At 71.9% G+C, this 26,435-nt stretch carries 19 protein-coding genes; 11 read left to right on the forward strand and 8 right to left on the reverse strand.

Features of this window, described 5'->3' with window-relative positions:
* From ACZ4S3_RS18930 to ACZ4S3_RS18945, 4 genes are all read right to left on the reverse strand, one after another.
* A complete protein-coding gene (locus ACZ4S3_RS18930) occupies positions 1-990 on the reverse strand; it encodes a carbohydrate ABC transporter permease (RefSeq protein WP_467935597.1) in 990 nt (329 codons plus the stop codon).
* 76 nt (positions 991-1,066) lie between these two features.
* Positions 1,067-2,413, reverse strand: coding sequence for an ABC transporter substrate-binding protein (locus tag ACZ4S3_RS18935; RefSeq protein ID WP_467935238.1), 1,347 nt, complete (start codon positions 2,411-2,413; stop codon positions 1,067-1,069).
* 65 nt (positions 2,414-2,478) lie between these two features.
* On the reverse strand, positions 2,479-3,615 hold the full coding sequence (locus tag ACZ4S3_RS18940) for an ROK family transcriptional regulator (RefSeq protein WP_467935601.1): 1,137 nt from the start codon (positions 3,613-3,615) through the stop codon (positions 2,479-2,481).
* Between the two features lie 335 nt (positions 3,616-3,950).
* Positions 3,951-5,036 (reverse strand): mechanosensitive ion channel family protein, encoded by a 1,086-nt coding sequence (locus ACZ4S3_RS18945; protein ID WP_467935242.1) that lies wholly within the window; start codon positions 5,034-5,036, stop codon positions 3,951-3,953.
* Positions 5,037-5,325: 289 nt separating this feature from the next.
* Between ACZ4S3_RS18945 and ACZ4S3_RS18950 the strand changes: the two genes are divergently transcribed.
* The gene (locus tag ACZ4S3_RS18950) at positions 5,326-5,862 is read left to right on the forward strand and encodes an HNH endonuclease (RefSeq protein WP_018088296.1); all 537 of its coding nucleotides are present in this window, start codon (positions 5,326-5,328) and stop codon (positions 5,860-5,862) included.
* A 69-nt stretch (positions 5,863-5,931) separates the two neighbouring features.
* Here ACZ4S3_RS18950 and ACZ4S3_RS18955 read toward each other — a convergent pair whose 3' ends face one another.
* Positions 5,932-8,871: a beta-N-acetylglucosaminidase domain-containing protein gene (locus ACZ4S3_RS18955; RefSeq protein ID WP_467935605.1), complete on the reverse strand. Its 2,940-nt coding sequence runs from the start codon at positions 8,869-8,871 to the stop codon at positions 5,932-5,934.
* A 548-nt stretch (positions 8,872-9,419) separates the two neighbouring features.
* On the opposite strand from ACZ4S3_RS18955, the gene ACZ4S3_RS18960 reads away from it, so the two are divergent.
* From ACZ4S3_RS18960 to alc, 8 genes are all read left to right on the forward strand, one after another.
* The gene (locus tag ACZ4S3_RS18960; RefSeq protein WP_467935248.1) at positions 9,420-9,689 is read left to right on the forward strand and encodes a hypothetical protein; all 270 of its coding nucleotides are present in this window, start codon (positions 9,420-9,422) and stop codon (positions 9,687-9,689) included.
* A 6-nt stretch (positions 9,690-9,695) separates the two neighbouring features.
* Positions 9,696-11,777 carry a 4-alpha-glucanotransferase gene (gene malQ / locus ACZ4S3_RS18965; protein ID WP_467935252.1) on the forward strand — a complete coding sequence of 694 codons (2,082 nt, stop codon included), beginning with the start codon at positions 9,696-9,698 and terminating at the stop codon, positions 11,775-11,777.
* A gap of 121 nt (positions 11,778-11,898) precedes the next feature.
* Positions 11,899-13,584, forward strand: a complete 1,686-nt coding sequence (locus ACZ4S3_RS18970; protein ID WP_467935255.1) for an alpha-L-fucosidase — start codon at positions 11,899-11,901, stop codon at positions 13,582-13,584.
* Between the two features lie 60 nt (positions 13,585-13,644).
* Positions 13,645-13,893, forward strand: a complete 249-nt coding sequence (locus tag ACZ4S3_RS18975) for a hypothetical protein (RefSeq protein WP_467935258.1) — start codon at positions 13,645-13,647, stop codon at positions 13,891-13,893.
* A gap of 256 nt (positions 13,894-14,149) precedes the next feature.
* A complete protein-coding gene (locus ACZ4S3_RS18980; protein WP_467935261.1) occupies positions 14,150-15,127 on the forward strand; it encodes an acyl-ACP desaturase in 978 nt (325 codons plus the stop codon).
* 129 nt (positions 15,128-15,256) lie between these two features.
* Positions 15,257-16,198, forward strand: a complete 942-nt coding sequence (locus tag ACZ4S3_RS18985) for a DMT family transporter (RefSeq protein WP_467935265.1) — start codon at positions 15,257-15,259, stop codon at positions 16,196-16,198.
* Positions 16,199-16,215: 17 nt separating this feature from the next.
* Entirely contained in the window at positions 16,216-17,163 is a 948-nt protein-coding gene (locus ACZ4S3_RS18990; protein ID WP_467935269.1) for a LysR family transcriptional regulator, read from the forward strand.
* 118 nt (positions 17,164-17,281) lie between these two features.
* Entirely contained in the window at positions 17,282-18,427 is a 1,146-nt protein-coding gene (alc, locus tag ACZ4S3_RS18995; protein ID WP_467935272.1) for an allantoicase, read from the forward strand.
* A gap of 227 nt (positions 18,428-18,654) precedes the next feature.
* Here alc and pepN read toward each other — a convergent pair whose 3' ends face one another.
* Positions 18,655-21,228, reverse strand: coding sequence for an aminopeptidase N (gene pepN / locus ACZ4S3_RS19000; RefSeq protein WP_467935277.1), 2,574 nt, complete (start codon positions 21,226-21,228; stop codon positions 18,655-18,657).
* A gap of 224 nt (positions 21,229-21,452) precedes the next feature.
* Here pepN and ACZ4S3_RS19005 point away from each other — a divergent pair, with 224 nt between their 5' ends.
* Positions 21,453-21,986, forward strand: coding sequence for a DUF1203 domain-containing protein (locus ACZ4S3_RS19005; RefSeq protein WP_467935280.1), 534 nt, complete (start codon positions 21,453-21,455; stop codon positions 21,984-21,986).
* Between the two features lie 77 nt (positions 21,987-22,063).
* Here the strand turns inward: ACZ4S3_RS19005 and ACZ4S3_RS19010 are convergent, their stop codons facing one another.
* Complete coding sequence (locus ACZ4S3_RS19010; protein ID WP_467935285.1) at positions 22,064-23,095, reverse strand: aspartate-semialdehyde dehydrogenase; 1,032 nt, start codon at positions 23,093-23,095, stop codon at positions 22,064-22,066.
* Between the two features lie 442 nt (positions 23,096-23,537).
* Between ACZ4S3_RS19010 and ACZ4S3_RS19015 the strand changes: the two genes are divergently transcribed.
* On the forward strand, positions 23,538-25,283 hold the full coding sequence (locus ACZ4S3_RS19015; protein ID WP_467935288.1) for a TIGR03767 family metallophosphoesterase: 1,746 nt from the start codon (positions 23,538-23,540) through the stop codon (positions 25,281-25,283).
* A gap of 24 nt (positions 25,284-25,307) precedes the next feature.
* Here ACZ4S3_RS19015 and ACZ4S3_RS19020 read toward each other — a convergent pair whose 3' ends face one another.
* Positions 25,308-26,330: a hypothetical protein gene (locus tag ACZ4S3_RS19020; RefSeq protein WP_467935292.1), complete on the reverse strand. Its 1,023-nt coding sequence runs from the start codon at positions 26,328-26,330 to the stop codon at positions 25,308-25,310.
* Between the last annotated feature and the right edge of the window lie 105 nt (positions 26,331-26,435).

Below are 26,435 nucleotides of genomic sequence, written 5' to 3' on the forward strand. Positions count from 1 at the left end.
TCAGTCCTCCGCCGGGAGCAGGCCGGCGCGCTTGCGCATCAGCAGGGTGGTGACGGCCATGGCGATGACGAAGAGCACGAGGGAGAGCACGCACGCCGCGCCGGTGTTGAAGTTCTGGAAGCCGAGGGAGTAGACGAGCTGCGGGACGGTGAGGGTGGAGTGGTCCGGGTAGCCGGGCTGGATGACGGTGCCCGGCCCGATGGAGATGCCGGAGGCGAGCTTTCCGGCGACCAGCGCCTGCGTGTAGTACTGCATGGTCTGTACGACGCCGGTGACCACCGCGAACATCACGATCGGGGTGATCGACGGCCAGGTGACGTACCGGAACTTCCCCCAGGCGCCCGCCCCGTCCAGCTCGGCGGCCTCGTACTGCTCCCGGGGGACGTCCAGCAGCGTCGCCATGAAGATCACCATCAGGTCGCCGATGCCCCACAGGGACAGCAGGACCAGCGACGGTTTGGCCCAGTCGGGGTCGTTGAACCAGGAGGGCGCCGGGATGCCGATCGCCCCGAGGATCTCGTTGACGGGCCCGGTGCCGGGGTTGAGCAGAAAGACGAATGCCACGGTCGCGGCCACCGGGGGCGCCAGATACGGCAGATAGAACGCCGTACGGAAGAAACCGGCGCCCGACTTGATCTTGGTGACGAGCATCCCGATGCCCAGGCCGAAGACGACCCGCAGCGCGACCATGACGACGACCAGCCACAGCGTGTTCCCCAGCGCGGGCCCGAACAGCGGCATCTGCGTCAGTACGTATTTCCAGTTCCGCAGCCCGACGAAATCCGGCGGCTTGATCTGGTTGTAGTGCATGAAGGAGAAATAGACGGTGGCGATCAGCGGATAGCCGAAGAACACCGAGAAGCCGACCAGCCAGGGGGAGAGGAACCCGAGGGTGCGCAGCCGCTCGCGGTGGCGCTTACGCCGCAGTGCGGGCGGGGGCGCGGGCGCAGGCGGGGGCGCGGCTCCGGCTGCCGTACCGGTGGATGCCATGGCGATCTCTCCGTCGTCCGTCATCCGGCACTCCCGCCATCCGAGGTCATCCGGCTTTCCGTCACTCTTCATTCCGTCAGTTCTCGGACTGCAGATTGTCGGCGTCGATCTCGGCATCGAGCCCGCGCAGGCCCTTGTCCAGATCAGGGACCTTTCCGGCCTCGGCACCGTACGAGAAATCCTGCAGCGCGGTGATGTACTGCCCGCCGTTGTCGGACGGCGGAGGCGCGGCGCTGTGCGGGTTCTGCGCGATGTCGAGGAAGGTGCGGAACGCCGGGTCGGTGTCCAGTTCCGGCGACTTCAGGGCCGCGTTCGTCGACGGCACGTTGTGGATCGCATTGGCGAACCGCACCACCTGATCCGTGTCCACGGTAAGGAACTTCACCAGCTCCCATGCCGCGTTCTGATGCCGGCTGCTGTGCGCGATCCCGGCGACCGTGCCCGTCAGATAGCCCCGGCCATAGGTGTCCGCCTGATCATCGGGAACCGGCATCGGCGCCGTACCCCAGTCGAACGCGGCCTTCTGGTCCTTGAGCATCAGCCCCCGCCATTCGCCGTCCAGATGCATCGCCAGCTTCTGCTTCAAAAAGGCGTTCTGGGACGACATCTCATCGCCGAACCGGGTACGGAATCCCTCCAGCGCCGCGTATCCGCCCTGCGCCTCGATCAGCGCATGAGCGGTGGCGAAGAATTCCTTCGTGTGCGGATCCTTCGCCAGCCGCGATTTTCCGTGCCGGTCGAAGTACGCCGGCCCCCACTGGGCGAACATCCGGTCCGGACTGTTCTGGTAGAGCCGGAAGTTGGGCATGAACCCCACCCTCTTGTACGAACCGTCCCCGGCCCGTTCGGTGAGTTTCACGGCATCCCGCTTCAGCTCCGACATCGTCCGCGGCGGCCGCGCGACCCCGGCCTTCTTGAAGGCGTCCTTGTTGTAGTACAGCCCGTACGCGTCGGCGAGCAGCGGCAGCGCACACTGCTTCCCCTGGTAACTCGTGTAGTCGAGGAACGCCTTGGGGAACACCTTCTCCTTCGCCACCCCCGTCTTCCGCAGAAACGGATCGAGATCCGCCCACATTCCCGAAGAGCAGTACTGGCCCACGTTGTTGGTGGTGAACGACGACACCACATCCGGTGCCTCGTCCCCGCCCGCCCGCAGCGCCTGGTTCACGGTCTCGTCGGTGACATTGGCGACCGTCTGCACCGTGATATTGGGGTGACGTTTCTCGAACCGCGCGATGCTGTCATCGATGGCCTTCACCTCGCCCGGCTGCGACCATCCGTGCCAGAACCTGAGCGTGACCGGCTTCGTCGGATCGTCATGGGCGCTGCCGATACTCGGATTGGCGCATCCCGAAACCAACAGCCCGGCGCCGGCCAGCGCCACCGAGAGGCAGCTGCGCAGGCGCATGAGCGTGAGCGGCATGGCGGACTTCCCTTTACGGCCGGCGGAGTGGGGAAAAGCAAAGGAACGGCGACGCCGGGGCAGCGTCACCCGGTGTTGAAGACCGCATCACGCGCCTCGGCGAGCGCCGTCCGCAGTGCACCGATAAGAATCGGATTTCCCCCGATATCGCTGATCCGCAGTTCCGGACGCGGCAGCGCGAGCCCGGTGAATTCCTCCTCGATCAGCGCCCGCAGCTCCTCCCCGCCGGCCTGGGGCACCTCGCCGGAGAGCACCACCAGCCGCGGGTCGACCACCGCGACCACCGCCGCCAGCCCGGTGGCCAGCCGCCTGGCCACCTCCGCCCGCACATCGTCGCGCTCCAGCGCCTGAGCGACCGTACGGACCTCGGGCGCGCCGTACTCGTGCGCCAGTTCCACGACGCTCGGCGACCCGACCAGCCGCTGGAACCCGCCGCCGGCATCGGGCCGCGCCGCGCTGCGGTCGCCACCGCGGGCCAGCGGCGCGCCGGGCAGCGGCATGTACCCGATCTCGCCCGCGCCCCCGGTGGCGCCGCGCAGCAACTGTCCGCCCAGCACGATCGCGGCACCGACCCCCTCATCGGCCCACACCAGCACGAAGTCGTCGAAGTCCTGCGCCGCGCCGCCGTGCTGCTCGGCGACGGCCGCCAGATTCACATCGTTCTCGATCACGATCGGCGTCCCCAGCACCTGCGCCAGCTCCTCCTTCAGAGCCCGCGAGTGCCAGCCCGGCAGATGCGGCGCATACCGCAGCGTGCCGGTCCCCGGGTCCAGTGCGCCGGGCGTGCCGATCACCGCCCCGTGCAGCTGCTCCCGCCCCAGCCCGGCCTTGGCCAGCGCCCCGTCCACGGCCGTCGCCACCAGCCGCGCCGTCCGGTTCGGCACGCCCTCGCCGACCGCATCCGTTTCGACGCGTTCCTCCCCGAGCACCTGCCCGGTGATGTCGGCGATGGCCGCGGTGATCCCCAGCTGGTCCACGGCCAGCGCGGCCACATGCGCCGCCACCGGATTGACCTCGTACAACTGCGCGTTCGGCCCCGGTCGCCCGGTCACATTCCCGGTCGTGCGCACCAGCCCGGCCGCCTCCAGCCGCGCCAGCAGCTGCGACGCGGTCGGCTTCGACAGCCCGGTCAGCTCCCCGATCTGCGTCCGCGTCAGCGGCCCCTGCGATACGAGCAGATCGAGCGCGGCCCGGTCGTTCATCGCCCGCAGCACCCGCGGCGTGCCGGGCGTCCCCTGCGCTCCCTGTCCTGCTGCGGCCACGACTGTCCACCCCGTCTTCCGACGGCGACGACCACCGTCGAGCTTCTGTTAGGAAACCTTCCAATCGATGGACAGGAAGGTAGGTCGCGGGTCAGGGGCTCGTCAATGGGTTCAACGGGGTGAGTTTGCCGGTGGCCCTGACTGCCCGTGCGCGCACGGCCGCCGCGCCGCCCGCAGGCCGGCGGCGCGCGCCGGGGCGCATCCGACGCGAAGAAGGCCCCTGCCCCGCGGGAGACCGCGGGGCAGGGGCCTTGTGGTGTACGGGGGCGCTCCGGCTACTTCCCCAGCTTCGGGCCCGAGAGCGGATCCGTGGCCACCGACTGCGGGGAGAGGGGGTTGTTGAGCGCCGACGGGGCCGCCATGGCAGCGGACGGGTCGGCCGGCTCTTCCTCCTCTTCCGCGGGGGCCGGACGGGGAGCGAGGTGGATGCCGGCCTCGTCGAGGGCGTGCTTGATGCGCCAGCGGAGTTCGCGCTCGACGCCGGCGGCCTTGCCGGGCATGGTCTTGGCGGAGACGCCGATGGTGACGGTGTCGAGGTGGACCTCGCTCAGGCCCAGGACCTCCACCGGCTCCCACAGCACCTCGTTCCAGGGCTCGGCCTTGGCCATCTCCTCGCCGGCGGCGGTGATGATGTCCCGGGCGCGCCGGAGGTCCTGGTCGGCGGCGATCACCACGTCCACACCGGCCGTGGACCAGCCCTGGCTGAGGTTGCCGATCCGCTTGACCTCGCCGTTGCGGATATACCAGATGGCGCCGTTGGGGCCGCGCAGCTTGGTGACCCGCAGGCCGACCTCGATGACCGTACCGGTGGCCACGCCCGCGTCGATCTCGTCGCCGACGCCGTACTGGTCCTCGAGGATCATGAAGACGCCGGAGAGGAAGTCGGTGACGAGGTTCCGGGCGCCGAAACCGATCGCGACGCCGGCCACACCGGCGCTGGCGAGCAGCGGGGCCAGGTTGATCTTGAGGACGGAGAGCACCGTCAGGGCGGCTGTGCCCATGATCACAAAGGACGCGACGCTGCGCAGCACCGAGCCGATGGCCTCGGAGCGCTGGCGGCGGCGTTCGGCGTTGACGAGCAGGCCGGCGAGCGCGGTGCCCTGGGCGGCGGCCGCGGTGCGGTTCATCCGCTCGATGAGCTTGGTGATGGTGCGGCGGATCACATGCCGCAGTACCACCGCGATCACGATGATCAGCAAGATCTGCAGGCCGGACGCGACCCACGTCCCCCAGTTCTCCTCCACCCAGCCGGCGGCGTTGGTGGCCTTCTGGGTGGCCTCGTCGAGCGAGGCGGAGCCGGTTGACCCGGGTGTCGCGGCGCTGAGCGGCGCGGTGGCGGCCGTCGAAGCGGACCAGTGCACAGCAGAACCTTCCGTGTGGGACAGCAGACCCGGGCCTCGGTGGGACCCCTTGGACCGGGCAGACCAACCACACTAACGGGGCAACGGGTGCGGTCCGTGCCCGTGTTCGAGCCGGGAGGGTCCCGGGACGGCCGGAAAGAGGCCGATCTGGAGGGAAGTGCGGTGGTGTGGTGGAAAACACCTCCGGCCCGTTACTCGGTCATGGTGGCGCTCCGACCAGGCACCGGGGGACACTGGGGGAGATCGTCCCGGCGCGAGCCACGCGCCGCCGGCGTACAAGGAGGCACCCGTGCCGCACGTCCTGGTCCTCAACGCGTCGTACGAGCCGCTCGGCGTCGTACCGCTCCGCCGCGCGCTCATCCTCGTACTCAATGAGAAAGCTGTGAGTCTTGAGGAATCCGGCGCCCTGATGCACAGCGCGACCCGCGTCATACCGGCTCCGAGCGTGGTCCGCTTGAAGCGGTTTGTGCGGGTGCCCTTTCGTGGCCCCGTGCCCCTGACCCGCCGGGCGCTGTTCGCCCGTGACGGCGGGCGCTGTATGTACTGCGGTGGCGTCGCAACCAGCGTCGACCACGTCATCCCGCGCAGCCGTGGAGGTCAGCACACCTGGGAAAACGTCGTAGCCGCCTGCCGGCGCTGCAATCACGTCAAGGCCGACCGCCATGTCGCCGAGATCGGGTGGCGGCTGCGCCACCAGCCCGCCCCGCCATCAGGACTGGCGTGGCGGATCATCGGCACCGGGCATAGAGACCCGCGCTGGCTGCCGTATTTGCAGCCGTACGGCGCGGATGACGCCCTGGCCCGGATCGACGCCGTATCGGCGTAGAGCCGGGCTTTTCCGTACGTACGGGCCGGGTCCGGCGGGTGTTCCGCCGGGCCCGGCCCGACGCGTGCGTCACCCGCCGGGCGCCACCGCATACGCCTCCACGGACCACAGCGAATACCCGAACCGCGTCGCCCGCTTGTCGCCCTGGATGCGGACGTAACGGGTGTCCTTGGCGTCCATCCGCACGGCCTCGCGGCCGCCCTTGCCGTCCCGGACGGTGGCCGCCGTGCGCCAGCTGCGGCCGTCCGCCGAGACCTGGATGCGGTAACGGGCGGCGTAGGCGTCCTGCCAGTTCACGACGACCTGGCCCAGGCGGGTGGGGCGGGGGAGCGGGAACTGCAGCCAGGCGCCGTCCTCGGGGCGGGAGGACCAGCGGGTCCCGGGGTCGCCGTCGGTGGCCGCCGACGCGGGGAAGCCGTCGGTCTCGTCCCCGGAGGAGGTGGCCGCGGCGCCGCGCGCCAGGTCCCGGCCGCCGGTGCGCGGATAGGCCCGTACGGTCAGCCGCTGTTCCTGGCCGGCGTAGGTGACGGGGATCTCGTACGAGCCGGAGGGGGTGTCCTTGGGGACGTCGACCGCGATACGGACCGTGGCGGTGCCGCCGCGCGGGGCGGTGACCTGCTGCGGCGCGTGCACGGTGAAGCCCTTGGGCGCCTTGACCTTCAGCTTTTCCCGTACGTCGCCGGGCCGGCGGGAGAAGATCCGGGCGTCCACCGTCGCGGTGCCGCCGGTCTGGGCGTCCGACTCCTTGCGGGACAGCTCCAGACCGGCCGCCGGGGTGTCGTCGAACCACGGGGTGACGGCGTGGACGGACGGGGCGTCGGCGGTCTTCGGCCAGGACAGCCGTACGGCGTCGGCGCGCAGGCCAGGGGTACGGGATTCGGTCCAGCCGGTGGGGGAGAGCTGGTCCAGACGGCGCCAGCCCTCGCCCGGGACATGCGCCTCCAGGGACACGACGCCCGCCGCCGGGCCCGGCTCGGTCAGCGCGGTGACGGCGGTGAGCGGGCGGGCCCGCGCGAAGGGCACGGTCAGCGAGGTCGGATCGGCGCCCTCGGTGGGCCTGGGCGCGTCGGCGCGCACCCCGGTCCAGGCGTCGGCCTCGGTCATCGACCGTTCCAGGAAGGGCGCGAGCACCCCCTTGCCGACCGTCGCCGTGCTCTGCCCGATCTCCTTGCGCAGCCGCTGCGTCGTGCGCTGAGCGGCCCAGGCGGCGTCGCCGTCGCCCTGCGCCTGCGACATCAGGGTGTCGACGGCCGCCTCGCCCGCCCGGCCGAAGCGGCCCAACTGCTGGGCCCAGGGCCGCACTTCGGCCGCCAGGTCCGAGGCCAGATCCTTCGGCGCGGTGCTCATGGTGCCGAACGCGGCCCGCAGCGCCTTGGCGGCCTTGGCCAGGTCCGCGTCCTTGCCGGGCCGGCCCGCGTCGATGGCGGCGGCGCGGGCCTTCCAGAAGCGGTCCATCAGGGGCCGCAGATACGCCGACTCGTCGCCGCCGAGCACGGAGGAGGCGTCGTTGCCGGCCAGCGCGCGGAGCGCGGCGCGGGCCCGCGGGTCGCTGCCCGCGAGGTCGTCGACGGCCGCGGACCAGGACTCCGCCGGGTGGTAGGCGCGCGGGTTCCAGGCGTAGTCGGCGGCCGTGAAGAGCGGGATACGGGAGGCCACCGGCTGCTGCATGGCGTTGGCGAGCAGCGCGGCGGAGCCGGTGGCGACGGCCGGATCGCGGCCCGTATAGGGGCCGAGGAAGATCCGGTCCTGGGCGTAGTCGTTGACCGGGTAGTTGTCCATGGTGACCAGCGGGCGGCCGAACACCTGGCGGGCGGTGGACAGTTCACCGCCGGTGATGGTGCGCGGGATCACGCCGACGCCGGTCCAGGCCACCTCGACGCGGTCGCCGAGCGCCCCGGCCAGCGCCTCCCGGTAGGCCGTGGAGCCGTCTTGGTAGTACTCGGTCGGCATCAGCGACAGCGGCGCGGAGTGCGGATACCGCTCGGCCAGATGGTCCGCGAGCGCGCCCGCGACCCTGGCCTGCGCCTTGGCGGCGGCCTCCGGCCCCTTGCCGAAGGTCTCCTCGTCGGCGTCGCAGTGCCATTCGCTGTAGCTGACGTCCTGGAACTGCAGCTGGAAGGAGCGCACCCCCAGCGCCCACATCGCGTCCACCTTGCGCCGCAGCGCCCGCAGATCCTCCTCGGACGACATGCACATGGCCTGGCCGGGGGCGATCGCCCAGCCCAGCGTGACGTGGTTGGCGCGGGCCCGCTCGGCCAGCGCCCGGAAGTCCTCCCGCTGCGCGGCCGGGTAGGGGTCGCGCCACCGGGCCTGGCGGTAGGGGTCGTCGCCCGGCGCGTAGAGGTAGCGGTTCTGCTTGGTACGGCCCATGAAGTCGAGCTGCGCCAGCCGCTGCGCCCGGCTCCAGGGCTGCCCGAAGAATCCCTCGGTGGTGCCCCGTACCGCCGTGCCGGGCCAGTCCCGTACGGCGACCGACGCCAGCTGCCGGCTGTCCGGTCCCTCAGTGACGAGCTGGCGCAGTGTCTGCGCGGCATGGAAGAGGCCGTCGGGGCCGACGCCGTCCAGCGCGACGGTGTCGCGGCCGTCGGCCTGGCCGACGGCGAGGCGGTAGCCGCCGGCGGGCAGATCCCCGCGGGCGGGCACCTTCAGCGCGCGCAGCGCGTCGGCGGCCGGCGTCCCGCCGACCTTGATCACCGGCCCGGCCGCGGGCAGCCGGTCGCCGGGAGCCACCTCATGGACCTTCCGCACCCCGGCGTCCCGCAGCAGGCCGCGCACCACGTCCAGGGCGTAGGGATCGGCGCCCGGCGCCGCCACCAGCGTCGCCTCGCCGCCGAGCGGTACGGCGGCGGACAGTTCCCGCATCGACTGGGGGCGCGGCCACACGGCGGGCGGTGTGCCCGCGTCCGTCGGCCGGTCCGGCTGGTCGGGGGTGCCGATGGCGGGGTCCGCGGGCGCCGCCTGGGCGCTGGGTACCCCGCCCAGCAGTCCCGAGATGACCGCGGCGGCCAGCGCCGTGGTCCCCGCGACGCGCGCGCGTGCGCCCGCGCCGTTCCTGCTGCCCCGACCGGTACCACCGGTGCCACCGGTCCTACCGATTCCTCCGACGCCCCATACGCCCCGGACCCGCACGGCCGCTCCTCGTCCCCGTCATCTGCTCGCCGGTTCGCACCGGGCCCCCTGTGTGCCGCCGGTGCCCGTTCGGACAGACCTTCGGCTGTGAGCCCACCATTGTGTCGGTAAAGGTGTCAACCGGGCGCTGGGGGTTCCCCCCGCTCCTCGAGAGCCGGGGGAGGACGCCCGGGGAGGGCGGTGATGTACTGGTTTCGCCCCGCGTGGGAGGCCGGGCCGGACGGCCCGCCGCAACCCGCCTGCGCCCGCAGAACTTACGCCTCGATGCCCGGTTTGTCCGGACTCTCTGCGTCACTCGAACGGCCCAGCCGTGAAATCGCCTGTGGATGCGCTGTGACGTGAGACACGTTTAGGGTGGAAAAGCGTCTGCACTCGTGTCGAGTGGGTAAGGCAAGACCTGTCCCATTACCGATGAACGGGAGGCCCTCGTGGCCGCATCCGCTCAGCTTCTGCTTGATGCGCTGTCCGCCAAACCGGACCACGCGCCGATGGAACCCGACATCTTCGACGGAATCACCGGCCCCGACTCGGGACTGGACGGCTCCGGATCCTTCAGCTTCGCCGAGCCGCCGCTCACCAGTGAGCCGCCGCTCGCCGACGCCGCGCCACTGACCAGCGAGGTCCCGATCTCCGCCGAGCTGCCGCTGACCAGCGAGCCGACGGCCGCCGGCCTGGGCACGGAGTCCATGGAGGTCTGAGGACCCATGGGCCGCGCCCGGCTCGCCCGGCTGCACGGCATCGCCACGTGCTACGAACCCTCGCCGGGCACCACCCTCCACATCGGCGACGACACCGTTGTCGCCGTGCTCGCCGCCTTAGGGGTCGACGCCTCGACGCCCGATGCCGTACGCGCCGCCCTGGCCGCGTACGAGGACGGAGCGGGCCGCAGCCTGCTCCCCGCCACCGTCGTCGCCCGCCCCGGCCGCCCGCCCGATCTCGGTGGCCTGCCCGAGGACACCGTCCTGCGGGTGGAGACCGAGGACGGCCGGAACGCGGAGGTCACGCCCCGGGCACCGGTGACCGGCCTGCCCCAGGGGGTCCACACCCTCCACGCGCACGCTCCCGACGGCCGCACCGCCCGCACCCACCTGATCGTCGCCCCCGACCGGGTGCCCGCGCCGCCCGGCCGCAGCCACGGCTTCCTGGTGCAGCTCTACTCCCTCCTGTCCCGCCGCTCGTGGGGCATGGGCGACCTCGGGGACCTCGCCGACCTCGCCGCCTGGTCGGGGCGCACCCTGGGCGCCGGCTTCGTCCAGCTCAACCCGCTGCACGCGGCCGTCCCCGGCCCGCCCACCGACCCGTCCCCCTACCGCCCCTCCTCGCGCCGCTTCCCCGACCCGGTCCATCTGCGCATCGAGGACATCCCGGAGTACGCCCACCTGTCCGGCCCCGCGCGCGCACGGGCCGACGAGCTGGCCGCACGGGCCGCCGCGCTGCGCGGGGACGTCCTCGAGCGCGGCGCGCTGATCGACCGGGACGCGGTGTGGGAGCTGAAGCGCGAGGCCCTGGAGCTGCTGTGCGCGGTCCCGCTCCCGCCGGGGCGCCGCGCCACGTACTGCGACTTCCTCGCCGAACAGGGCGCGCCTCTGGAGGACCACGCCACCTGGTGCGCCATCGCCGAGCTGCACGGCCCCGACTGGCGCGCCTGGCCCGCCGGGCTGCGCGATCCCCGCTCACCCGCCACGGCCCGCCTGCGCGCCCGGCTCCTGGACCGCATCGACTTCCACTGCCGCCTGGCCTGGCTCACCGACCAGCAGCTGGCGGCCGCGCAGCGCGCCGCGCGGGACGCCGGGATGGGCATCGGCCTGGTCCATGACCTCGCCGTCGGCGTCCACCCCAGCGGAGCCGACACCTGGGCGCAGCAAGGCGCCTTCGCCGCCGGGATGTCCATCGGCGCGCCCCCCGACGCCTTCAACGCCCACGGCCAGGACTGGGGCCTGCCGCCCTGGCGCCCCGACGCGCTGGCCGCCGCCGGCTACACCCCGTACCGCGAGCTGCTGCGCGGCCTGCTGCGGCATGCCGGGGCGCTGCGCATCGACCACGTCATGGGGCTGTTCCGGCTGTGGTGGGTGCCGCAGGGGCGGCCGCCGACGGAGGGCGCCTACGTCCGCTACGACGGCGAGGCGATGCTCTCGCTGCTGGCCCTGGAGGCGCACCGGGCGGGCGCCGCGGTGATCGGCGAGGACCTGGGGACGGTCGAGCCGGGCGTACGCGATGCGCTCGCCGAGCGCGGGGTGCTGGGCACGTCCGTGCTCTGGTTCGAGCGGGACTACGCAGCCGTCGACGCCGCCGAAGCCGCCGGCGCCGAGGCCCGCATCCTCGCCCCCGAGGAATGGCGCGACGGCTGTCTGGCCACCGTCACCACCCACGATCTGCCGACCACCGCCGCCCGGCTGACCGGCGAGGACGTCACGCTGCGCGAACGGCTCGGGCTGCTCGCCGGGCCGCCGGAGCGCGAGCGGTCCCGCGCCCGCTACGAACTCGCCGAATGGCTGGGCGAGTTGGCGCGGCGCGGACTGCTGCCCGAGGGCGCGGGCGACGAGGAGGCCGCGGTCAGGGCCGTCCACCGCTTTCTGCTGCGCACCCCCGCGCGGCTGGTCGGGGTGTGGCTGCCGGACGCGGTCGGGGACCGCCGCCCGCAGAACCTCCCCGGGACATGGGATGAATACCCGAACTGGCGCCTTCCGATCGCCGGCCCCGACGGCCGCCCGCAGTCCCTCGAAGAGCTGGCCGCATCACCCCGACTGCACGCATTGATGCGGGAGTTGACCAACGGGGACCGCTGAATCCAGGTCCTGCACACACCCTTCCGGTACGCCGCACCGTCCGGCACCATGCCCTGGACGCCACTCAGACATCCGACCATTCGGCATCCGCTGCGCATGGCCGGGGAGTTGGAGGCAATCCATGGGACCCCTGGCACGACGCCCGCACGCGCTCGCCGCCCTCGCGCTCGCCGCGACGGCCCTGCTCGCCACCGCCCCCTCACCGCCCTCCCCCGAGCTCTCGTGGAGCAGGGAGGCACCCCCATCCCGGCCGCCGGGCCCCTGCGACACGCCCGTACGCCCCGCCTCCCAGATGGCGATCGAGCCGTGCGACACCCCGGCCCGCATCATCGACAAGGCCGCCGACATCGTCCCCACCAAGGGGCAGCTCGCCTGGCAGCAGCGGGAGGTGACGGCCTTCACGCACTTCGGCATGAACACCTTCACCGGCCGCGAATGGGGCTCCGGCGCCGAGGACGAGAAGCTGTTCACGCCCGCCCGCATCGACGTGGACCAGTGGATGCGCGCCTACAAGGCGGCCGGCGCCGAGCAGGTGATGCTCACCGCCAAGCACCACGACGGCTTCGTGCTCTACCCCAGCCGCTACAGCCCGCACACCGTCGCGGCCGCACCCGGCAGCCCCGATGTCGTCGGCGCCTACGTCAAGGCCGCCCGCCGGGCCGGGCTCAAGGTCGGCATCTACCTCTCGCCCTCCGACGGCGCCGAACTCCCGCACGCCTGGCACGCGAAGTGGGTCGAGGAGATCCGTAAGAAACAGCAGGAGGGCAAGCCGCTCAGCCTGCCCGAACGGGTCGCTCTCGAGGACGGCGACCACGCCCCGCGCGGCCTGGGCCGCTTCGGCAACGGCAGCAAGGTCACCGAGCGCACCATCCCCACCCTGGTCCCCGGCGACGACCGCACCGCCGCCGTCCGCAGCGGCAAGCTCCCCACCTTCCGCGTCCGGGCGGACGACTACGACGCGTACTACCTCAACCAGGTCTATGAACTCTTCACCCAGTACGGCCCCCTCGACGAACTCTGGCTCGACGGCGCCAACCCCTGGACGGACTCCGGCATCACCCAGAAGTACAACGTGGCGCAGTGGTTCCAGGTGATCCACCGGCTCTCCCCGGACACCGTGGTCTTCGCCGGGCCGCAGGGCGCCCGCTGGGTCGGCAACGAGAACGGCGTCGCGCGGGAGACGGAGTGGAGCGTGACGCCGTCCGCCCAGGACCCGTGGACGGTGATGGCCGGCGGCCTGCCCAACGACTCCACCGACCCCGACATCGGCTCGCGCGCCAGGCTCCTCGCGCCCACCACCAAGTTCCTCCAGTGGTATCCGGCCGAGGCCGATGTCTCGCTGCGCCCCGGCTGGTTCCACCACCCCGGTGAGCGCCCCAAGACGCCCGGGGCCCTGATGGACCTCTACGAGCAGAGCGTGGGCCGTAACGCCTCCCTCCTGCTGAACGTCCCGCCCGCCAAGGACGGCCGGATCGCCCCGGAGGACGTCGCCTCGCTGACCGCCTTCGGGAACGCCGTACGCGCGACGTACGGGAAAGATCTGCGGGCGGACGGCGGTCCCGGCCCCTGGACCTTCGACCGGATCGGGCTGGCCGAGGACATCCGGCACGGGCAGCGCGTGGAGCGGTTCGCCGTGCGGGCGCGCATCGGCGGGATGTGGGTGACGGTCGGCCGCGGCACCACGATCGGTCACCGGCGGATCCTGGCCCTGTCGGGGCCGGTCACGGCGGACGCCGTGCGGGTCGTGGTGCAGGAGGCCCGGGGGCGGACGTATCTGCGGCCGGTGACGCTGCACCGCAGCCGATGAGGCCGACGGTTGCGCCACCCCGGACGCGCGGGGTGGCGGGGCGTCCGATACGTTGACTTCGTGAGCAACAAGGTCAAGAAGAATGCCCTGCGCGCCGGAACCATCACGGCCGGCACCGCGCTGATGCTGATGATGTCGTCCCCCGCGTTCGCGCTCATCCCCGACGACGGTGACGACCCGGGTCCGGGCCTGAGCGTGATCCAGACGCTCGGCCTCTACGTCGCTGCGCCGATCGTGCTCTTCCTGATCATCGCCGGCCTGGTCATGGCCGGCGACAAGCCCCGCAAGCAGGCCAAGTCCAAGGGCTGACGCCGGGCACCAGCGACGCTTCGAGGGCGTCCAGCCGGTTCATACGAACCGGTTGGACGCCCTTTGTTGTACCCGGACACACCACGAGGCGTTTCCGCAGGTGAAAAAGGGGTTGCGAGGAGGCTATCGGGCGGTTTCCTCCCGGTTTGGGGGGCGGGGGATGTTTAACCGGACCCAACCTACGATGACGTAACCTACGGCTCCGTAGGTCCCCGCCTGCGGTCCCGTAGGTTTCGTCGTCCCCCGGAGTTCCCCCGTGACCATCGCCCCCGCCCGCCATAACGGAGAGCGCGGCCAGGCCGCCTGGACCGACGCCCAGCTGCTCTACGCGCTCGAAGAGGTCGTCGAGAAGGAGCTCAACCGGCATCTGAAGGTCGCCAAGGAATGGATGCCCCACGAGTACGTGCCCTGGAGTGACGGGCGCAACTTCGACGGGGTCATGGGCGGCGAGGCCTGGGCTCCCGAGCAGTCCAAGGTCACCGACATCGGCCGGATCGCCCTGGTGGTCAACCTCCTGACCGAGGACAACCTCCCCAGCTACCACCACGAGATCGCCACCCTCTTCGGCCGCGACGGCGCCTGGGGCACCTGGGTGCACCGCTGGACCGCCGAGGAGGGCCGGCACGGCATCGTGATGCGCGACTACCTGCTCACCAGCCGCGCCGTCGACCCGGTCGAGCTGGAGCGGTTCCGGATGGCCCATATGTCGGAGGGCTTCGAGTCCGACAACTCGCACAGCATGCTGCACTCGGTGGCGTACGTCGCCTTCCAGGAGCTGGCCACCCGCATCTCGCACCGCAACACCGGCCACCACTCCGGCGACCCCGTCTGCGACCGGATGCTGGCCCGGATCGCCACCGACGAGAACCTCCACATGGTCTTCTACCGCAATCTGCTCGGCGCGGCCTTCGAGATGGCCCCCGACCAGACCATGTGCGCCGTACGCGACGTCGTCACCGGCTTCCGGATGCCCGGCCACGGCATGCCCGGCTTCGAGCGGGCCGCCGCGCGGATGGCCCTCGGCGGGATCTACAACCTGCGCATCCACCACGACGATGTGCTGCAGCCCGTGCTGCGCTTCCTCAAGGTGCTGGAGATCGGCGGCCTGGGGCCCGCCGGGCTGCGCGCCCAGGAGGAGCTGGGGCTGTACATGGACGGCCTGGACGGGCAGGCGCGGAAGTTCGAGGAGCGGCAGGCGGCCATCGCGGCCCGCCGGGCGGCCAAAGCGTCCTGACCGCCCTGGTGGTCCCCGAAAGGGCAATCTTTCAGTTGTACTGAAAGGAATTGGCGAAATTATTCGATAGACCTGATGATTGCTGGGCTGCCACGGTGGATCCCACACACCACCGAGGGAGAGGAAACCGTGGCAGTCCTGGAGAGGGTCCGCGCTCACCGCACCACCACGACGGGCGGCGCAGGCGCGCCGTCCGCACAAGGGGTGGGCCTTGCGCTCGCCCTGACGGCAACCGTCATCTGGTCCGGCAACTTCGTCATCGCCCGCGCCCTGCACGACACCGTCCCGCCCGTGCAGACCGCCTTCTGGCGCTGGATCATCGCGCTGCTCGCGGTCGCTCCGCTCGCCCTCCCGCAGGTCCGCCGCCAGTGGCCGGTCATCGTCAGGCACCTGCCGTTCCTGGCGCTGGCGGCGCTGCTGGGCGTCACCCTCTTCAACACCCTCATCTACCAAGCGGGACGCAGCACTTCGGCCACCAACATGGCCATGATCGCGGCCGCCTCACCGGCCATGATCGCCCTGTTCGCCCGGGGCGGCGAGAAGCTCGGCGGGCGGCGGGCCGCCGGAATGGCGATCGCGCTGGCGGGCGTGGTGACACTGGTCGGCAAGGGCTCGCCGGCCGCCGTACTGCGGCTGGACTTCGCCCCCGGGGACCTGTGGATGGTGGCCGCCACCGCCACCTTCGCCGGCTACAGCGCGCTGCTGCGCCGGCGCCCCGAGGGGATCGGCGGCCTGTCCTTCCTCTTCATGACCTTCGCCCTGGGGGCGGGCATGCTGGCTCCCGCGTACGGCATCAGCCTCGCCGTCCAGGGCGGCTTCGAGCCGGCCGCCGGTACCGTGGGACCGCTCCTGTACATCGGGATCTTCTCCTCCGCCGTCGCCTACTTCACCTGGAACAAGGCCATCGCCCTGGTGGGGGCCACGAGCGCCGGGGTCGTCTACTACCTCCAGCCGGTCTGCGTCGCCCTTCTCTCCTGGACGGTCCTCGGCGAGGCCGTGAGCGCCACCCAGCTGGTCTGCATGGCCGCGATCATCGCGGGCGTCGCACTCGGCGCCGGGACCAGACGCTGACTGCGTACGCTGCCCGCATGGCCGACTGGGACATCAAAAAGCTGCGTATCCTGCGCACACTCCAAGAGCTGGGCACGGTCACCGCGACCGCCGAGGCGCTGCACATGACGCCCTCGGCGGTCTCGCAGGCGCTGACCGGGCTGGCCAAGCAGCTCGGGGTCACGCTCCTGGAGGCCCATGGGCGGCGGGTGCGGCTGACCGACGCCGCGCAGCTGGTGCTGCGGCACGCCGAGGCCGTCTTCGCCCAGCTCGAGCGGGCGGACGCGGAACTCCTCGGCTACCTCCAGGGCGAGGCCGGGCAGGTGCGGGTCGGCGCGTTCTCCACGGCCATCCCCGCGCTGGTGGTGCCCGCCGTGCAGGAGCTGCGCCGTACCCATCCGGGCCTGGCCGTGGCCGTACGGGAGGCGGAGGCGGAGGCCGCGTACGAGCTGCTCGCGGAGGGCAGCGTCGATCTGGCGCTGTCGCTGGCCGCGCATGCGCCCACCCCGCGCGACCCCAGGTTCAGCCGGGTCTCGCTGCTCGCCGACCCCCTGGACGTGGCGCTGCCGGCCGGTCATCCGCTGGCCGCCGAGCCGGGGCTGCGGCTGGCCGATCTCGCGGGCGAGCCCTGGATCTTCGGCAGCAGCGGCCCCTGGTCGCAGATCACCACCACGGCGTGCGAGAGCGCCGGATTCGTACCCGAGCAGGCGCATGCCGCCGCCGACTGGGGCGCGATTCTGGCGATGGTCGCGGCCGGGATGGGCGTGGCGCTGGTGCCCCGGATGGCGATGGCGGGCGGCCGCGGCGAGCGGGGCGGCACCGGTGTCGCCCTGCGGGTGCTGCACGCCGACCAGCCGCGCCGCCATGTGGTGGCGGCCGCCCGCCGCGGCTCCGAAGGGGCGCCGGGCCTGGCCCGGGTGCTGGCCGCGCTGCGCCAGGCGGCGGCCGCCCAGGCGCCGGGGGACTCGGCCGTCCGCTCCGGCTGAAACCTCACATCCATGCAGTTCTGCTGAACGTAACCGTCAAGAACTTTCGATAGACCTGGCGGTTCCGGTCCTGCGACGGTAGAGCCGTCCGCACCACCCTCCGCACCGAAGGGCAACGATGACCGCCACCCCGGCCGCCGACTCCACCGATCCGCACGCCAACGACGCCAACCCGTACGGTGGCGGAGACCCCTACGCCGACTACCGCGGCGGGGACTTCCCCTTCACCTCGCTCGTCGATCTCGCCGACCGCCGCTTCGGCGCCGGTGTGATCGCCGCGAACGACGAGTTCTTCGCCGAGCGCGAGAATCTGCTGAAGCCCACGCCGGCGGTCTTCGACCCCGAGCACTTCGGCCACAAGGGCAAGATCATGGACGGCTGGGAGACCCGGCGCCGCCGCGGTGCCGACGGAGAGCACCCCTTCCCGACCGACGACGAGCACGACTGGGCGCTGATCCGCCTCGCCGCCCCCGGCGTGATCCGCGGCGTCATCGTCGACACCGCCCACTTCCGCGGCAACTACCCCCAGCAGGTCACCGTCGAGGCGACGTCGCTGCCCGGCAGTCCCAGCCCCGAAGACCTCCTGGCCGACGGCGTGAAGTGGGAGGAGCTGGTCCCGCGCACGCCCGTCCGCGGCCACGCCGCCAACGGCTTCGAGGTCACCGCCGAGCGCCGCTTCACCCACCTGCGCCTCAAGCAGCACCCCGACGGCGGCATAGCCCGCCTGAGGGTCTACGGCGAGGTCGTGCCGGACCCGGAGTGGCTCGATGTGCTCGGCACCCTCGACCTGGCCTCCGTGATGCACGGCGGCACCGTCGAGGACGCCTCCGACCGCTTCTACTCCTCGCCGACCCAGATCATCCAGCCCGACCTCTCCCGCAAGATGGACGACGGCTGGGAGAACCGCCGCCGCCGGGTCAAGGGCACCAACGACTGGGTGCGCTTCCGCCTCGCCGCACAGGGCGAGATCCGCGCCGTCGAGATCGACACCGCGTATCTGAAGGGGAACTCGGCCGGCTGGGCGGCCCTGTACGGCTGTGACGGTGACCCGTCCGACGCATCCTCCTGGTTCGAGATCGTCCCCAGGACGAAGCTCCAGCCGGACACCCCGCACCGCTTCAAGCTGCCGCGGGCCGTCACCGCCACCCATGTGCGGCTCGGCGTCTTCCCGGACGGCGGCCTCGCCCGCATGCGGGTCCACGGCACCCTCACCGAAGCCGGCCGCGCCGCACTGGTCCGCCGCTTCGACGAGCTCGACGGCTGACCTCTTCTCAGGTACCGCACCCCTTCTTTCGCCGGGCCCCGTGGAGGGGGCGGGGCCCGGCGGACGCCCTTCCCCAAGCCCGCCCGGCGGACGGCAACGCAACTGGCGCCCGTCCGCCGGGCGTTCCCACGTGCCTGCGGCGGACGCCCGGCCACCGCGACGAACGGCGCCGGCCGCCCCCACTCCACCGGGGCGACCGGCGCCGTACCGCAGCGCCGCGGCCGGACCTACGCGGCGCCCGCCGCCGCGTCCGCCGCCTGCGCCTTCAGCGCCCGCTCGATCCCCGACCGCGACTCGGTCACCAGACGGCGCAGGGCCGCGCTCGGCTGTGCCGAGGCCAGCCAGGCGTCCGTGGCGTCCAGGGTCTCCTGGGAGACCTGGAGCGCCGGGTAGAGCCCGACCGCGATCTGCTGCGCCATCTCATGGCTGCGCGCGTCCCACACGCTCTTGACCGCGTCGAAGTACTTCGTGGTGTACGACGCCAGCAGCTCGCGCTGATCGGTCTGGACGAAGCCGCCGATGACGGCCTCCTGCACGGCGTTGGGCAGCTGGTCGGACGCGACCACCGACGCCCAGGCTTCCGCCTTCGCCTCCGCCGTCGGCCGGGCCGCGCGGGCCGTGGCCGCATGCCGCTCGCCCGCAGAGGTCTTGTCCCGCTCCAGCTCCGCCGCGACGGCCTTGTCGTCGGCCCGCCCGGTGGCCGCCAGACGCTGCAGCAGCGACCACCGCAGCTCGGTGTCCACCGTCAGCCCCGCCACCGTCTCCGTACCGTCCAACAGGCCCTGCAGCAGGTCGAGTTGGTCGCCGGTACGGGCCGAGGCGGCGAACGCACGGGCCCACGCCAGCTGGTGGTCGCTGCCGGGCTCGGCCGCCCGCAGCTGCTCCAGCGCCGTCCCGGTCCAGGCCGCCAGGCCGCTCTCGCGCCACTCGGGGGCCGCGTACAGATCCAGCGCCAGCTTCACCTGGCGGTGCAGCGACTGGACGACGCCGATGTCCGACTCCTTGCCGATACCGGACAGCACCAGCGACAGATAGTCCCGGGTGGCCAGCTCGGCGTCCCGCGTCATGTCCCAGGCCGACGCCCACGACAGGGCGCGCGGCAGCGACTCGGCGAAGTCGCCCAGGTGCTCGGTGACGACCTTCAGCGACTCCTCGTCCAGGCGGACCTTCGCATACGACAGATCGTCGTCGTTGAGGAGGATGACGGCCGGGCGCCGCTTGCCCACCAGCTGCGGTACGGCGGTCAGTTCACCGTCCACGTCCAGCTCGATCCGCTCGGTCCGGACCAGCTTGCCGTCCTGCAGCTCGTACGCGCCGATCGCGATCCGGTGCGGCCGCAGCACGGGCTCGCCCTTGGCGCCGGCCGGCAGCGCCGGAGCCTCCTGCCGGACGGCGAGCGAGGTGACCACGCCGTCGGCGTCCGTCTCGATGTCCGGCCGCAGAATGTTGATCCCGGCCGTCTCCAGCCACTTCTTCGACCAGGTCTTCAGATCCCGCCCGCTGGTCTCCTCCAGCGCGCCCAGCAGGTCGCTCAGCCGGGTGTTCCCGTACGCGTGCGCCTTGAAGTAGGCCTGCACGCCCTTGAAGAACTCCTCCATGCCGACGTACGCGACCAGCTGCTTGAGGACCGAGGCGCCCTTGGCGTACGTGATGCCGTCGAAGTTGACCAGGACGTCGTCCAGGTCGTTGATCTCGGCCATGATCGGGTGGGTGGACGGCAGCTGGTCCTGCCGGTAGGCCCAGGTCTTCATGGAGTTGGCGAACGTCGTCCACGAGTGCGGCCACTTCGAGCCCGGGGCGTAGGCCTGGCAGGCGATCGAGGTGTAGGTGGCGAACGACTCGTTCAGCCACAGGTCGTTCCACCACTCCATGGTGACCAGGTCGCCGAACCACATGTGCGCCAGCTCGTGCAGGATGGTCTCCGCCCGCACCTCGTATGCCGCGTCCGTCACCTTCGACCGGAAGACGTACTGGTCGCGGATGGTCACCGCGCCCGCGTTCTCCATCGCGCCGGCGTTGAACTCCGGCACGAAGAGCTGGTCGTACTTCGCGAACGGGTAGGCGTAGTCGAACTTCTCCTGGAACCAGTCGAAGCCCTGCCGGGTGACCTCGAAGATCGCGTCCGCGTCCAGGTGCTCGGCCAGCGACGGCCGGCAGTAGATGCCCAGCGGCACCGACCGCCCGTCCTTCTCGTACGCGCTGTGCACGCTGTGGTACGGGCCGACGATCAGCGCCGTGATGTACGTCGAGATGCGCGGGGTGGGCTCGAAGCGCCAGACGTTCTCACCCGGCTCCGGGGTCGGCGAGTTGGAGATCACCGTCCAGCCCTCCGGGGCCTTCACGGTGAACTGGAACGTCGCCTTCAGGTCCGGCTGCTCGAACGACGCGAACACGCGCCGCGCGTCCGGCACCTCGAACTGCGTGTAGAGGTAGGCCTGCTGGTCCACCGGGTCGACGAACCGGTGCAGCCCCTCACCGGTGTTGGTGTAAGCGCAGTCCGCCACGACCTTCAGCTCGTTACGGCCGGCCCGCAGCCCCGCGAGCGCGATCCGCGAATCCCCGAACACCTCGGCCGCATCCAGCGCCTCGCCATTGAGCACGACCTCGTGCACGGCCGGCGCGATCAGATCGATGAACGACTCCGCGTCCGCCTCGGCCGCGTCGAACCGCACCGTCGTCGTGGACCGGAAGGTGCCCCCCTCCTGGGCGCCGGAGAGGTCGAGATCGATCTCGTACGCGTCCACACTCAGCAGCCGCGCCCGCTGCTGCGCCTCGTCGCGGGTCAGATTCGTGCCAGGCACCCGGCCATCTCCTTCGCATTCGTCATCGCATGGGATTCTTCGGCCATCCTTCCACGCGGTCCCGGGGGAATGAGGGGTGGTATTTCAGGTGCCACCATGGTGGCTGCCCGGGTAGCTGCCGACGGCTGTCGTTCAACCGAGGGCTCCAAGGCTCTGTGCCGGTTGTCGATCGTGGCGTCCGAATCCCGCCAGCAACGCACCGGCGACCGCCGCAAACTGAAGGCATGATCAAGCACATCCTCCGTTACACCCCCCGCCCCATCCCTTCCGCCGCCCTGAAGGAACTCCAGGTCACCGACGACGCGGGCCGCCCGCCCGAGCCGTTCACCGCCCGTGAGGACGGCGTCCCGCTGGACTGTGTCGGCAGCCCGCTCCGCTGCTGCCTGCGGAGCATCGTCCCCGGCGACCGGGTCGCGCTCGTGTCGTATGCGCCGTTGCGGCGATGGGCGGCCGCCACCGGGGCCGAGCCGGGGGCGTACTGCGAGCAGGGGCCGGTGTTCATTCACGCCGGGGCGTGCGAGGGGCCGGACGGGGACCGGGCCGGATATCCGTTCGCGCGGGCGGGGGCACTGCGCACGATCCGCCGCTACAACGCCGCGGGGCAGATCGTCGGCGGGCAGTTCTTCGAGATCCCGCAGGAGACGGAGAAGGGCTTCGAGGCGGCCTTCGACGAGGCGTTCGCCGACCCGGAGGTGGCGCTGGTGCACGTACGGGCCCTGGAGTACGGGTGCTTCCAGTTCGAGGTGCGCCGCCCCTGAGAGGGATCGGGAAACGACGAGTGCCCGTACGGACGGATCCGTACGGGCACTGTGCGCTGTGAGCGGCGCAGCCGGCGTCAGCCGCGCAGCTCCGCCGCGACCAGCTCCGCGATCTGGACGGCGTTCAGCGCCGCGCCCTTGCGGAGGTTGTCGTTGGAGACGAACAGCGCCAGGCCGTTCTCGGCGGTCTCATCGGCGCGGATGCGGCCCACGAAGGAGGCGTCCTGGCCGGCGGCCTCGAGCGGGGTCGGCACATCGGAGAGGGTGACGCCGGGGGCGCCGGCCAGCAGCTCCTGGGCGCGGGCGGGGCTCAGCGGACGCGCGAAGCGGGCGTTGATCTGGAGGGAGTGGCCGCTGAAGACCGGGACCCGCACGCAGGTGCCGGACACCTTCAGGTCCGGGATCTCCAGGATCTTGCGGCTTTCGTTGCGGAGCTTTTGCTCCTCGTCGGTCTCGTTCAGACCGTCGTCGACGATGGAGCCGGCCATCGGCAGCACATTGAAGGCGATCGGGGCGACATAGCTGTCCGGCTTCGGGAACTCCACCGCGGAGCCGTCGTGCACCAGCTTGGTGGCGTCCTGGTCGATGACCTTACGGACCTGGCCGTCCAGCTCGGCCACACCGGCCAGCCCGCTGCCGGACACCGCCTGGTAGGTGGCGACGACCAGCGAGACCAGACCGGCCTCGTCGTGCAGCGGACGCAGCACGGGCATGGCGGCCATCGTCGTGCAGTTCGGGTTGGCGATGATGCCCTTGGGGCGGTCCGTGATCGCCTGCGGGTTCACCTCGGACACGACGAGGGGGACCTCGGGGTCACGTCGCCACGCCGAGGAGTTGTCGATCACGACCGGGCCGGCGTTGGCGACCTTCTGCGCCAGCGCCTTGGAGGTGGCACCGCCGGCCGAGAAGAGCACGATGTCCAGACCGGAGTAGTCGGCGGTGGCCGCGTCCTCGACCGTGATCTCGGTGTCCTGCCACGGCAGCGTACGGCCGGCGGACCGCGCCGAAGCGAACAGGCGAAGCTGCTCGACCGGGAAATTCCGCTCGGCGAGAATGCCCCGCATCACGCCGCCGACCTGTCCGGTGGCTCCGACGATTCCGATCCTCATGGGACTCCTTCTTTCCGGCCTGATGGAGATGTCTGCTGGGAACACCTGCTCAGTAGTGCTCCCATCATGTGTGTGAACCCCGTCGCCTTGTCCAATCCGTTCCATTCCGTGGAGCGTGGGCAGGAGGGTCCGGATACGGCCGGACGGGCGCCCGCGCCACGGAGAGCGACGGCCGGCGGCGCAGGGTGAGGGGCATGGGCGGGGAACGGGCTGGTCTGGTTACCCCGCTACATGAACACCGGATGGCCGGCATGCGTTGCCGCGGCCCGGAGACGGTGACCGGCCGATGGCGGCGACGGCCGGCCGTGATCCCTGTCCGGTGATGGGCAGGCGGCGTTGCGGTGCCGTTCACTCGCAGGTCATTCCCGATGCCAACGATCCCAGGTGACAGGGCAGTTGTGCTGCCCGGCCGCCTTCGCGTTCGCACTCGGGGAGTTCGCGCATGTCCCGTATACGGTCCGCCGCCGCCACTCTCGACCGTCGTACCTTCCTCGCCGCCACCGGCGCCGTGGGCGCCGCCACCGGGCTCGGGCTCGCCCTCGGCCTCGGGGGCGACCGGCCCGCCGCGGCCGCGACCCTCGCCCCGGGCCCGGCTCCCGCCGCACCCGGTCCGGTGGCCGCCCCCGCCGTCCCCCGCACCCCGTACACCAAGGGCACCACCCTCGCCGGCGTCGCCGCCCCGCGCGGCACCTCCGGCTACCGCCGGCTCGCCGACGGCCCCGCCTGGGACCGGGTCGTGCGCGCCGAACTGGCCACCGCCCACGGCGGGCGCGCGGGTCGCCGTACCGCCCTGGCGTCCTTCGTCCAGTTCACCGACCTGCACCTGGTCGATGTGCAGAGCCCGCTGCGCTACGAGTACCTGCGCGCCGAGACCGCGAGCGCCTGGCGGCCGCAGGAGGCGCTCTCCGTCGCCGGGGTGATCTCGCTGATCGAGCGGGTCAACGCGCTGCCGGGCGGGCCCGCCACCGGCGCGCCGCTGTCGTTCGTGATGACCACCGGCGACAACACCGACAACAACTCCAAGCTCGAGCTGGAGTGGTTCCTGACCGCGATGAGCGGCGGCCGGATCACCCCGAATTCCGGCGATCCGCGCCGCTACGAAGGCGTCCAGGACAGCGGCCTGGCCCTCTACTGGCAGCCGGACAGCGCCCTGCGGGACGCCGACAAGAAGCTCGGCTTCCCGCACCTGCACGGGTTCCTCGACGCCGCGATCCGTACCGTCCACAGCCCGGGGCTGCGCCTGCCCTGGTACTCCACGGTCGGCAACCACGACTCGCTGCCCGGCGGCTGCTACGCCCCCGGCGACCCCTTCTTCACCGAGATCGCCACCGGCGGCCGCAAGCTGGAGACGCTGCCCGCCGCCGAGGCCGCGAAGGTGTGGAAGGCCGTCAAGAACGGCCTCGACCCCAAGGGCGAGGACTTCAAGCGGCTGCTGAAGGCGCACGCCAGGAAGGCCAGGCCGGTCACTCCCGACGAGCGGCGCGCCCCGTTCACCCGCGCCGAGTACCTCAAGGCCCACCTCGACCCGGCCCGCACCGGCGCCGGCCCGCACGGCCACGGCTACACCGCGGCCCACCTCGCCGAGGACCGGCTCTACTACACCTTCCCCGTCTCCGACCACGTCCTGGGCATCAGCCTGGACACGACCGACCCCGGCGGCCACTACACCGGATCGCTGGGCGACGGCCAGCTCCGCTGGCTCAAGCGGGTGCTGAAGGACGAGGAGAAGGCCGCCGGCCGCCATGTCCTGGTCTTCAGCCACCACACCAGCAAGACCATGAACAACACCCGGCCCGACCCGGCCCACCCGCACGAGAAGCGGCACGGCGGCGCGGAGCTGGTCGAGCTGCTGGCCGCCCACCCCGGCGTCGTCGGCTGGATCAACGGCCACAGCCACAAGAACGACATCACCCCGCACGGCAGCTTCTGGGAGATATCCACCGCCTCGCACATCGACTTCCCGCAGCTCGCCCGGGTCATCGAGCTGGTGGACAACCGCGACGGCACGCTGTCGCTGCTGACGACCCTGGTCGAGTCGGCGGCCCCGCACCGTACGGACTTCGCCGACCTCTCACAGACCGGTCTGGCCGCCCTCTACCGGGAGCTGTCGTTCAATGCGCCCGAGGCGCGTACGGACCTGGCGGGCACGGCCCGGGACCGTAACGTCGAACTGCTGGTGAAGCGCTGAACCCTGAGCTGAAAGGACCCCGCGCTAACGGGGCACGACGACCACATACGCGCTCGGCTCCCGGTCATCGGCCGCCATCAGGGCGGTACGCACCACCGTGGCCTGCTGGCCGGGGGCATCGCGCAGGGCGCGCGGCAGGCAGCGCACCACCGTGATGCCCAGCCGCTCCAGGTGCTCGCGCTTGTGGTCGTAGGGGGAGCGCAGCGGGTCCTCCCCGGTGCGCGGGGCCCGGGTGTCGATCTCCAGGGCCACCGCGTGCTCCGGCCAGTAGGCGTCCACACCGCCCAGGTGCGGTCCGCCCGGAAGCCGCAGATCGACGTTCCAGCAGGGGTCGGGCAGGCCGTGGTCGCGCACCATGGCGTACAGCCGCTGCTCGGCCAGCGCCCGGCCCTCGGCCATCAGGGTGTCCACCGCGTCCACCACATGCGGCTTCGTCAGCAGCCGCGCCCGGCTGAGTTCCCGTACCAGCGCGGTCGCTTCGCAGTGCCCGCCGCGTACCGCCTCGGTCAGCAGCCGGCGCACCGTTGACGCGTCGGTGAGCTCGGCGACCGCGTCCGCGAGCGCGCACGGGACCGGCGCGGTGGGCACCCCGGTGACGTCCAGCGGCACCGGCATCTCCGCCGCCCGGACGATCTTCGCGAAGCCGGCCGAGCGCAGCCGCCGGGTGCGGGCGACCAGCACCTCGATGCGGTCGAGGGCGAGCAGCGGGGGAGCGGTGGTGAAGCCGTGCAGGGCGAGCGCCGCCAGCCCGGTGATCATCGCCGCCGGGGCGCCGGGCTGCCCCCCGCCCTGGACGGGCACCGTCGGCCCCCGGTGACGGGCGTACATCAGCACCGCGTGCAGCCGCTCCTCGCTGGTGGGCGGCCCCGGGTGGAGGAGATACACACCGGGCAGGATCTGCTGCCAGGGGCCGCCGGGCCGGCACCGTTCGGTGGTCTCCGCGGGCAGCACGCCGTGCTCACGCAGCTGACGAGTGGTCAGCACCCGGCACCGGGCGTCGGAGAGGTGGCGGAGGGGGAGCGGGGAGAGCGGGGTGTCGTGGTTCATGACCCGGCCATTCCCGTCCCCGCTCCGCCCGCTAACCGCTGTTACACGCCTGTACCGCAAACAGGACAACCCTGTCCTAAAGTACGGGCGTTCGACTGCCGAAAA

The sequence above is a fragment of the Streptomyces sp. NPDC028368 genome (genome assembly GCF_055565615.1).

What these genes read in the sequence shown, in the direction of transcription:
- malQ (WP_467935252.1), top strand. Translation starts at nt 9,696, where the DNA reads ATGGGCCGCGCCCGGCTCGCCCGGCTGCACGGCATCGCCACGTGCTAC.
- ACZ4S3_RS18970 (WP_467935255.1), top strand. Translation starts at nt 11,899, where the DNA reads ATGGGACCCCTGGCACGACGCCCGCACGCGCTCGCCGCCCTCGCGCTC.
- ACZ4S3_RS19015 (WP_467935288.1), top strand. Translation starts at nt 23,538, where the DNA reads ATGTCCCGTATACGGTCCGCCGCCGCCACTCTCGACCGTCGTACCTTC.
- ACZ4S3_RS18930 (WP_467935597.1), bottom strand. Translation starts at nt 990, where the DNA reads ATGGCATCCACCGGTACGGCAGCCGGAGCCGCGCCCCCGCCTGCGCCC.
- ACZ4S3_RS18935 (WP_467935238.1), bottom strand. Translation starts at nt 2,413, where the DNA reads ATGCCGCTCACGCTCATGCGCCTGCGCAGCTGCCTCTCGGTGGCGCTG.
- alc (WP_467935272.1), top strand. Translation starts at nt 17,282, where the DNA reads ATGACCGCCACCCCGGCCGCCGACTCCACCGATCCGCACGCCAACGAC.
- ACZ4S3_RS19010 (WP_467935285.1), bottom strand. Translation starts at nt 23,095, where the DNA reads ATGAGGATCGGAATCGTCGGAGCCACCGGACAGGTCGGCGGCGTGATG.
- ACZ4S3_RS19005 (WP_467935280.1), top strand. Translation starts at nt 21,453, where the DNA reads ATGATCAAGCACATCCTCCGTTACACCCCCCGCCCCATCCCTTCCGCC.
- ACZ4S3_RS19020 (WP_467935292.1), bottom strand. Translation starts at nt 26,330, where the DNA reads ATGAACCACGACACCCCGCTCTCCCCGCTCCCCCTCCGCCACCTCTCC.
- ACZ4S3_RS18990 (WP_467935269.1), top strand. Translation starts at nt 16,216, where the DNA reads ATGGCCGACTGGGACATCAAAAAGCTGCGTATCCTGCGCACACTCCAA.
- ACZ4S3_RS18940 (WP_467935601.1), bottom strand. Translation starts at nt 3,615, where the DNA reads ATGAACGACCGGGCCGCGCTCGATCTGCTCGTATCGCAGGGGCCGCTG.